This is a genomic window from Streptomyces carpinensis (assembly GCF_002154505.1).
GTDB lineage: Bacteria > Actinomycetota > Actinomycetes > Streptomycetales > Streptomycetaceae > Streptomyces > Streptomyces carpinensis.
Genome location: NZ_MUBM01000128.1, coordinates 1 through 8,840 on the forward strand (window position 1 = coordinate 1; position 8,840 = coordinate 8,840).

Sequence of the window (8,840 nt, forward strand, 5' to 3'; positions counted from 1 at the left end):
CCGAAGGCCGGCGGCGGGGAGGCCTGGGCGGGCGGTGCGAAGCCCGGGGCCCCACCCGTCTGCGGCTGCTGCGGGGCCTGTGCCGGGGCGGGGGCCTCCTCCAGGACCTCACCGCCGAAGTTCTTCAGCAGCGCTTCCAGGCCGCCGTCGAAGCCCTGTCCGACCGCGGCGAACCGCCACACGTCCTTGAGGTAGATGTCGCCCAGCATCACGGCCCGCTCGGTGGAGAACTCCGAGCCGTTGAACGCGTACCGGGCCACTTCCTCGCCGCCCGCGACGATGCGCAGGTAGCCGGGGCCGATCTGCGACATCTGCCCCGCGCCGTCGATGGTCGCCGTAAACGACAGCTTCCGGATGTTCGACGGGATCCGGTCGAGCGTGACCCTGAAGGACTCCGTGTCGCCCGCCTGTGCGCCCAGCAGCTGGATGGCCTCCTCGGGGGACTTCGGCTGGTTGAAGAAGATGAAGTACCGGTCGTCCGAGAGCCGTTCGTCGGCGTCGAGGCCGAAGCAGCTGATGTCGAAGGTCAGTCCGGGGCCGGAGATCTGCACGCCTACGTACAGATCCGTGCCCGCGGTCAGGTCACTGATCCTGGCCTTGTGGCCGCGTTGGAATTCCCTGGGCATGCGTAACGACCGTCCCCCATCCCGAATGCGAGTGTTCGTCGCGTCAGGCTAACGGCAAACTCCGACACCGGACCAAGCCGGTACAGACCCGGTACACAATCCCCGTCCGCCTGTGCCGTAGGGGGTCGGCCGCGTTTCGTACGGCGCCCGGTTGCGGCCGTTCGGGGTCCGGTCGCGGCCGTTCGGCCCCGGGGCTGATCCGCCGCCGAGGGCGGTAGGTCACTCGCCGCGCGCGCCCGGCAGGTGCGGCAGCCGGCCCGCGGCGACCACCCCTTCGAGATAGCCCCGGGCCCGCTCGGTGCGCGGGTAGGCGTCGAGGAGCCGCCAGAAGTCGGGGCCGTGGCCGGGGACGAGCAGATGGGCCAGCTCGTGCAGGAGGACGTAGTCGACGACGTACTCGGGCATGCCCTGCAGGCGGTGCGAGAGGCGGATGCTGCCCTCCGCCGGGGTGCACGATCCCCAGCGCGTGTTCTGGTTGGTGACCCAGCGGACCGAGGCAGGCCGGGCCCGGCCGTCGAGGTACTGCTCGGACAGCCGCTCGGCCCGCTCCGCCAGCTCGCCGTCGCCGAGCGCCCGCCGGCTCTCCTGGGCGGCCAGCTTGTCGAGCATGACGTTCACCCAGCGCCGCTCCTCCGCCTCGGACATCCGGGCCGGGATGAGCACGATGGTGCGGTCGCCCTCGCGGTATGCGGAGACCGTCCGGCTGCGCCGGGCGCTCCTGCGGACCTCGATCGCGCTCGCCGCCGGGCCGCTCGGCGGCGGGCTCGTCTTGCTGCGCTGTGGCGTTCCGGCGCGGTGCAGTGGGTCGGCGGACACGCCCCGACGTTACCGGGTGTACGCGGGGGAAGTCCCGGGTCCGGGACGGTTCCGCACCGATCCCCCACCGAGCGTCTGATTCGTACGACGAATCCCCCCTGCCTGTGGACAACTTTCCGCACCGGCCGGCCGGGCCGGGCATGCTGGCACTCGTCGGCGGAGCGACGACCGGCTCCACCGACGCCCGGGGAGGTACATCAGGCCCTTTCTCCGGGCCGCTGTTCAGGCTGTTTCCTTGGATTTCTTCGGGTACGGGGGCCGCACATGCATCCGATGGTCAAACCCGCGCTCCGGCGCGGCTGGCGCGATCTCAACACCGTGCAGTTCGGGATGACTCCCGCGCACGCCCTGACGCTCGGCCCGGTCGACACGGCGACGGGCAGCTTCCTCGACCTGCTCAACGGCACACGCGGTCTGCCCCTCCTGCGCGAGGAGGGGCAGCGCATGGACCTGCCGGAGGGCCATGTCGACCGGCTCGTGACACGGCTGGCCCGCGCCGGGCTCCTGGACGACGCCCGTGGTGGGGGCGCCGCGGCCTGCGCCCTGCGGGAGAAGAAGGAGGTCATGGACCGACTGCGTCCGGACCTGGCCTCGCTGTCCCTGGTGGCGCGGGAGCCGGGCGAGGCGATCGGCCGTCTGGCCGCCCGGCGTGATCTGCGCGTTCAGGTGCGCGGCGCGGGACGGGTGGGGGCGGTGCTGGCGGCCCTGCTGTCCGGCGCGGGGGTCGGCGAGGTCGATGTGCTCGACGGGGGATGTGTGGAGCCCTGGGACGTCGCCCCGGGCGGGCTGCCCGCAGAGGCCGTCGGCGAGCGCAGGACGGCTGCGGCCCGCCGGGCCGTGCGCCGGGCGGCCCCGGACCGTCCGGTACGCCGCGGCCGGAAGGCACCGTCCGAGGAGGGCGAGCCGGGCCACTCGCTGGTGATCCTCGCGCCGAGGGACGACATCGCCGTGCACGCGCCCGACCCGTCCGCGGCGGCCGAGCTGATCGCGTCGGGTACCCCTCATCTGTACGCCGGGGTCGTGGAGGCCACGGGCGTCGTGGGCCCTCTCGTCCTGCCCGGCCAGACCGGCTGCGCCGAGTGTCTGCACCGGGGCCGTACGGACCGGGACGAGACGTGGCCGCGCCTGGTGGCCCAGTGGCGATCCGGCAGACCGCGCCATGTGCGCCCCTGCGACCTGGCCCTCGCCACGACCGTCGCGGGACTGGCGGCGGCCCATGCGCTCGCGTTCCTGGACGGGGAGTCGCCCTCCGGCGCGGGCGTCCGCTGGGAGGTGTCCGCACCTGGTCTGAACTGGCACGCGCGACCGGTGTGGCCGCATCCGGCCTGCCCGTGCGGGGCCGCGCGAAAACCCGTGGCGGAAGACACCTCAAACGAGGGCGAGTCACGCGAGACAATGGCTGGGCAACGGCCGTCATCGACGCCATGCCGTCAGGCAGACGCGGCGCGGCTTGCTGGGACTTGGAGGGCGCATGTCTGATCTTCCCCGGAAGGCGGTCACCCGGACCGCCAAGCTCGCCGCGCTCCCGCTCGGCTTCGCCGGGAGAGCGACCTGGGGACTCGGCAAACGGATCGTCGGTGAGTCGGCGGAGCTCGTCGGCCGGGAACTGCAGCAACGCACGGCCGAGCAGCTGTTCAAGGTGCTGGGCGAGCTCAAGGGCGGGGCGATGAAGTTCGGGCAGGCGCTGTCCGTCTTCGAGTCCGCGCTGCCCGAGGAGGTCGCCGGCCCCTACCGGGCGGCGCTGACCAAGCTCCAGGAGGCAGCGCCGCCGATGCCGACGCGCACCGTGCACGCCGTGCTGGAGGAGCGGCTCGGCGCGGACTGGCGTGAGCTGTTCGAGGAGTTCGAGGACAAGCCGTCCGCGGCGGCCTCGATCGGGCAGGTGCACCGGGCGGTGTGGCACGACGGCCGCGAGGTGGCGGTCAAGGTGCAGTACCCGGGCGCCGGTGAGGCCCTGCTGTCCGACCTGGGTCAGCTGAGTCGGTTCGCCCGCCTGCTGGGGCCGCTGATCCCCGGCATGGACATCAAGCCGCTGATCTCCGAACTGAGGGACCGGGTCTCCGAGGAGCTGGACTACGGCCTGGAGGCGCAGGCCCAGCAGGCGCACGCGGAGGAGTTCGCGGACGACCCCGACGTCGTCGTCCCGGCCGTGGTCCACCAGTGCGACCAGGTGCTGGTCACCGAGTGGATCGACGGCATCCCGCTGTCGGAGGTGATCGCGGACGGCACCCGTGCGCAGCGCGACCGGGCCGGCCAGCTCCTCGCCCGCTTCCTGTTCTCGGGCCCGGCCCGCACCGGTCTGCTGCACGCCGACCCGCATCCGGGCAACTTCCGTCTGCTGCCCGGCGGGCCGGACGGCGAGGACGACTGGCGTCTGGGCGTGCTGGACTTCGGCACCGTCGACCGCCTGCCCGGCGGCCTGCCGACGCCGATCGGAGAGTCCCTGCGGATGACCCTGGACGGCCAGGCCGACGCGGTCTACGAACTGCTCTGCACGGAAGGCTTCGTGAAGGAGTCGATCGAGCTGGAGCCGGACGCCGTCCTCGACTACCTGCTGCCGATCATCGAACCGGCCCAGGTGGAGGAGTTCACCTTCACCCGGGGCTGGATGCGCAGCCAGGCGGCCCGGATCGCCGACCCCCGGTCTCCCGCCTACCAGCTGGGCAAGCGGCTCAACCTGCCTCCGGCGTACCTGCTGATACACCGTGTGACGCTCAGCACGATCGGGGTGCTGTGTCAGCTGGGGTCCACGGTGCGGCTGAGGGAGGAGCTGGAGGAGTGGCTGCCGGGCTTCGTCCCGGAGCCCGAGACCGAGGAGTCAGCCGCCGAGGCCTGAGCCGGACGTGGAGGCCTGACCGCGGAGGGCCGAGGGGGAGGTCCGGCGGGCGAGGCCCCGCGGGCTCACCACCAGGCCGAGTCGAGCCGGCTCTCGATGGAGCGGAGGTTCTCACGGGAGCAGGCGTCGCAGAAGTAGCAGCGGACGCCGTTCTCCACGGAGCAGGTCCACGTCGGCGGCGGACCCTCGGCCGGGGTGCCGCAGCGCGTGCAGACCACGGGCGGGCGTTGCGCGGTGCGGCCGCCGTGGCCGGGGTCTCCGGGAAGACTCGTCACCCGGTGACGATACCGCCGCCGCTGTGGATCGGCGCGTGCAACGCACCGCGGGGGCGGGTCCGTCCTCAACGGACCCGCCCCCGCGGTCAAGTTCGCCTCCCTGCCGGGAGGTCACCGCTCGGCGGTGGGGGGCGGTCAGTGCATGACCGCCATGGCGAGCGCGCGGCGGGCACGCAGCGAGGCGCGCTCGGCGCGGCGCTGCATCCGGCGGGCGGCCGCCAGGCGCACGGCATGGCGATCACGCTCCGCCTCCCGCAGTCGCTCGTGCATATGCGCACGGGCCATGGCTTCGGGGATGAGTTGCATCTCTCGGGTCCTGTTCTGACGCGAGTCGTTCGCGCCGGTGGTGGTGACGTCTTCGGTCGCGGAGCCTGCGGGCTCGCTGGTGGACGGCTTCATCGGGGCCTGCTTCTGGGGGTCGTGCGTGAGGGGACGGTCGATCGTTCCTGCGGTGTTCATGCCATGACCGGGTTCTTGCGCGGGCGACCACGCGGCCGCTTCCGGGCGACGACGACACCCTGGACGAACAGCTCGCCACCCCAGACGCCCCAGGGCTCACGCCGCTCCTTGGCGCCGGCGAGGCAGGCCTCGATCAGCGGGCAGGTACGGCAGAGGGACTTGGCGTACTCCACGTCCGCCGGCGACTCGGCGAAGAAGACCTCCGGGTCGTAGGAACGGCACGGGACGGGCACGCCGAGGTTCTCGATGGCGTCGTCGAGCGCGGTGAGCGCGGTGAGCGGGATCAAGGTGGGGTCCTCCGTGAGACCGGGCTTGGGGATCGTGTCGGAAGGCGGTACGGACGGGGCGTGCGCTTCGAGTTGCACGGTTCGTCTTCCTCGTCTGGTCGGTCCGGCCGGTCGGCCGGGTGTCGGCTGGGTACCGGGTTCTTTTCTTGTCCCGAGGCCCCTTCGGTCCGCCGTCCCCGTTCGGGGAAAACAGAAGGGCCGCGGATCCCGGTTGGGGTTCCGCGGCCCTGAAGGCGCCGGCCTGATCGGCGATCAGGCTGGATCACTCCAGGGTTCTGGCCCACGGAAGGCCCACATCAGGTGGTGCTGCGTCGTCTGCTTCCGGACTCCGGCACCGGCCGCCGCAAAGGCATAGGCCTGCGCCTGTGCCACTACTGCTTCCAGTGCCTTGGTCGGTCGCTCATTGCGCTCACGGATGGGAAGACCCGCGAGAGAGATGGCGGACGCCGGACGCACGGCACGAATGCCGGACAGACCGGTGCCCTGGTCCGAGACGCCGAGCATGCACAGGGAGGCGACCGAGCGATCGGTCATTTTGGCGGTGCTGAAGAAGCTGCTCTTGATGCTGATCACTGGACTCGCCTCCTCTCGGCGTCTAGGGGACTGGTGTGATCCAGTCCTCGGATATGCAAGTACAACACGGAATCACAGCCTCAGGAAGGCCGCTGTTCCCGTGACCAAGAACCTATGGGGATTCGCGGGGCATGCGCAAACTATTTTTTCGACGAGTTCGTGTCAGTCCTCGGTGTCTTCGGTCGCACACGGCCGACCTGCGCAGATGGCGAGAACGTCGGCCCCGTGGCGGCGCAGCTTGCGCATGCCGACCCCGGGGATGCGCGCGAGCTCCCGCTCGTCGTCCGGGACCGCCTCGGCGATCGCCATCAGGGTCCTGTCGGTGAAGACGCAGAAGGCGGGCTGCCCGGTGCGCCGCGCCTGTTCCTCCCGCCACTCGCGCAGCCGCTCGTAAAGGCCCTCGTCCATGTCCGAGGGGCAGCCGTCGCAGCGCATCAGCTTCATCTCGCCGGCGTCGGTCAGCGTGCGGCCGCAGACACGGCACCGGGCCGGGGTCCGTTGGGCACGCCGCGGTACGGCATCCGGGTGGACCACCGTCCCACCGGCCGGGGCGAAGCCTCGCTCGATGCCGCCGGAGGCGCCGGTCGTGCCACGGCCGGCCGTGGTGGCGGAGCCGGGACGCAGTCCGTCGAGGAAGCGGCTGGGGCGGCGGTTCGGGCGGCCGCCGGGCGAGCGGGACAGCGACCAGGAGAGGTGCAGCCGCTCGCGGGCGCGGGTGACGCCGACGTAGAGCAGGCGCCGCTCCTCCTCGATCTGCTCGTCGGTTCTGGCGTAGGTGATCGGGACCATGCCCTCGGCGACGCCGACGAGGAAGACGACGTCCCACTCCAGGCCCTTGGCGGAGTGCAGGGAGGCAAGGGTGACGCCCTGGACGGTGGGGGCGTGCTGGGCGTTCGCCCGCTCGTCGAGCTCCGCCACGAGGTCGCCCAGGGTGGCGCCCGGGTGGGCGGCGGCGAAGTCGTGTGCGAGGTTCACCAGGGCGGCCAGCGACTCCCAGCGCTCCCTGACGGCGCCGGAACCGGCCGGGGGCCGCGGGGTCCAGCCCTCGCCGGAGAGCACGGCACGCACCTGCGAGGGCAGGTCCACCGCGTCGTCGAGGAGGGAGTCGTTGGAACCGAATCGGGCGGCGCCGCGCAGGGCGACACCGGCCTTGCGCACCTCGGGGCGGTCGAAGAAGCGCTCGGCGCCCCTCAACTGATAGGGCACACCGACGTCGGCGAGGGCCTGCTCATAGGTCTCGGACTGGGAGTTCGTCCGGAAGAGGATCGCGATCTCGCTCGCCGGGACACCGGAGGCGACGAGATCCCGGATGCGGCGGGCAGCCCCTTCGGCCTCGGCGGGCTCGTCGGTGTACTCGGTGAAGTCGGGCTCGGGGCCTGCCGGCCGCTGGGAGACCAGTTCCAGCCGGTGATCGGCGGCCCGGCCACGGGCCTGGGCGAGCAGTCCGTTGGCCAGGTGGACGACCTGCGGAGTGGAGCGGTAGTCGCGGACCAGCTTGACGACGGTGGCGCCGGGATGGCGGGTGCGGAAGTCGAGGAGGTGGTCGGGGGTTGCTCCCGTGAACGAATAGATCGTCTGGCTGGCGTCACCCACGACGCACAGGCTGTCCCGGTCTCCCAGCCACAGCTCCAACAGGCGCTGCTGCAGCGGGCTGACGTCCTGGTACTCGTCCACGACGAAGTGCTGGTACTGGGCGCGGACCTGTTCGGCGATGTCACGCCGGTCCTGCAGAACGGCGACGGTCAGCAGCAGGACGTCCTCGAAGTCGATGACCGAGCGGTCCCGCTTGAGGTCCTCGTAGACGGAGTAGAGCTGCGCGATCTCGGCCGGGTCGCGGGGTGCCTGGCGGCCGGCCTTCGCGGCTGCGAGGGCATAGTCGGCCGGGACGGTCTGGGTGACCTTGGCCCACTCGATCTCCGCGGTGACGTCCCGCAGATCGCCCCGGTCCAGGCGGATGCGGCAGGCGGCGGCCGCGTCCGCGACGAGCTGGATCTTGCGGTCCACGAGCCGTGGCAGGCCGCCACCGATCGCTTTCGGCCAGAAGTACTGCAGCTGGCGCAGGGCGGCCGAGTGGAAGGTGCGGGCCTGGACGCCCTGTGCGCCGAGCTGGCGCAGCCGGCCGCGCATCTCACCTGCGGCGCGGTTGGTGAAGGTGACGGCGAGCACGGTGGAGGGCTGGAGGATTCCGGCGCGCACCCCGTACGCGATGCGGTGCGTGATCGCGCGGGTCTTGCCGGTGCCCGCCCCTGCCAGCACGCACACCGGACCGTGCAGCGCGGTGGCGACCTCGCGCTGCTCCGGGTCGAGCCCTTCGAGCACCGCGTCGGCAGAGTCCGGTACCTGCGGGAAGAGGGTGGAATGCGTTGCTGCTGTCACACCGCCATGCTGCCAGGTCGCGGGAGACGGGTGAGCCGGTTGTCCACAGGCGGCCCTCGCAGTCGTACTAATGCGACAGGGGTCACGCCCGCTTCCGTGCGATCGGTGTCACGCCCGCCGGTCGCTTCCCGTGGTCAGGTGCGACCAGTCACCTCCGCAGATCTCCCCCGTCCCACGTGTCCCGTCCGCGTTCTGCCCGCCACACCGATACCCCCGGTGGGAATGCCGGGGCCGTGGCGTACGTTCCTCCCCTGCGAGCATTACGTCCCCGACCCGCCGAAGGAGCGCGAGAGACATGCCGGGCACCGTGACGATGTACAGCACCACGTGGTGCGGCTACTGCCGCCGGCTGAAGAGCCAGATGGACCGCGAGGGCATCACGTACAACGAGATCAACATCGAGCAGGACCCGGAGTCCGCGGCCTTCGTCGAGAAGGCGAACGGTGGCAACCAGACCGTGCCCACCGTGCTCTTCGAGGACGGCTCCACGCTGACGAACCCGTCGCTGGCGCAGGTCAAGCAGAAGATCGGTGTCTGAGCCCAGCGCCCTGGCGCCCTGAGTCGGCGTCCTCGGACCACGCGAAGGCGGCCC

Annotated in this window: 10 protein-coding genes; 3 read left to right on the forward strand and 7 right to left on the reverse strand. The window is 71.7% G+C overall.

Annotation, left to right across the window (positions count from 1 at the left end):
- Positions 1–626: TerD family protein (locus BZY54_RS17895; RefSeq protein ID WP_143668071.1), on the reverse strand; the 626-nt coding region annotated here is incomplete at its 3' end.
- A 219-nt stretch (positions 627–845) separates the two neighbouring features.
- Positions 846–1,442, reverse strand: coding sequence for a M48 metallopeptidase family protein (locus BZY54_RS17900; protein ID WP_086726204.1), 597 nt, complete (start codon positions 1,440–1,442; stop codon positions 846–848).
- Positions 1,443–1,706: 264 nt separating this feature from the next.
- Here BZY54_RS17900 and BZY54_RS17905 point away from each other — a divergent pair, with 264 nt between their 5' ends.
- Complete coding sequence (locus tag BZY54_RS17905; protein ID WP_086726205.1) at positions 1,707–2,921, forward strand: TOMM precursor leader peptide-binding protein; 1,215 nt, start codon at positions 1,707–1,709, stop codon at positions 2,919–2,921.
- Positions 2,914–4,278: an ABC1 kinase family protein gene (locus tag BZY54_RS17910; RefSeq protein WP_086726206.1), complete on the forward strand. Its 1,365-nt coding sequence runs from the start codon at positions 2,914–2,916 to the stop codon at positions 4,276–4,278. The genes BZY54_RS17905 and BZY54_RS17910 overlap by 8 nt, the downstream gene beginning before the upstream one ends.
- Before the next feature lie 65 nt (positions 4,279–4,343).
- Here the strand turns inward: BZY54_RS17910 and BZY54_RS17915 are convergent, their stop codons facing one another.
- The 5 genes from BZY54_RS17915 to BZY54_RS17935 form a co-directional block, all read right to left on the reverse strand.
- Positions 4,344–4,553, reverse strand: a complete 210-nt coding sequence (locus BZY54_RS17915) for a hypothetical protein (protein WP_086726207.1) — start codon at positions 4,551–4,553, stop codon at positions 4,344–4,346.
- Between the two features lie 135 nt (positions 4,554–4,688).
- Complete coding sequence (locus BZY54_RS17920) at positions 4,689–5,012, reverse strand: hypothetical protein (RefSeq protein ID WP_086726208.1); 324 nt, start codon at positions 5,010–5,012, stop codon at positions 4,689–4,691.
- A complete protein-coding gene (locus BZY54_RS17925; protein WP_086726209.1) occupies positions 5,009–5,377 on the reverse strand; it encodes a WhiB family transcriptional regulator in 369 nt (122 codons plus the stop codon). The genes BZY54_RS17920 and BZY54_RS17925 overlap by 4 nt, the downstream gene beginning before the upstream one ends.
- A 174-nt stretch (positions 5,378–5,551) precedes the next feature.
- Entirely contained in the window at positions 5,552–5,872 is a 321-nt protein-coding gene (locus BZY54_RS17930; RefSeq protein WP_086726210.1) for a hypothetical protein, read from the reverse strand.
- Positions 5,873–6,034: 162 nt separating this feature from the next.
- Positions 6,035–8,248 carry an ATP-dependent DNA helicase UvrD2 gene (locus tag BZY54_RS17935; protein ID WP_086726211.1) on the reverse strand — a complete coding sequence of 738 codons (2,214 nt, stop codon included), beginning with the start codon at positions 8,246–8,248 and terminating at the stop codon, positions 6,035–6,037.
- A 295-nt stretch (positions 8,249–8,543) separates the two neighbouring features.
- On the opposite strand from BZY54_RS17935, the gene BZY54_RS17940 reads away from it, so the two are divergent.
- Complete coding sequence (locus BZY54_RS17940) at positions 8,544–8,786, forward strand: mycoredoxin (protein ID WP_086726212.1); 243 nt, start codon at positions 8,544–8,546, stop codon at positions 8,784–8,786.
- Positions 8,787–8,840: the final 54 nt, after the last annotated feature.

Coding starts and splice junctions, on each gene's coding strand:
- BZY54_RS17905 (WP_086726205.1), top strand. CDS start 1,707: ATGCATCCGATGGTCAAACCCGCGCTCCGGCGCGGCTGGCGCGATCTC.
- BZY54_RS17910 (WP_086726206.1), top strand. CDS start 2,914: ATGTCTGATCTTCCCCGGAAGGCGGTCACCCGGACCGCCAAGCTCGCC.
- BZY54_RS17920 (WP_086726208.1), bottom strand. CDS start 5,012: ATGAACACCGCAGGAACGATCGACCGTCCCCTCACGCACGACCCCCAG.
- BZY54_RS17940 (WP_086726212.1), top strand. CDS start 8,544: ATGCCGGGCACCGTGACGATGTACAGCACCACGTGGTGCGGCTACTGC.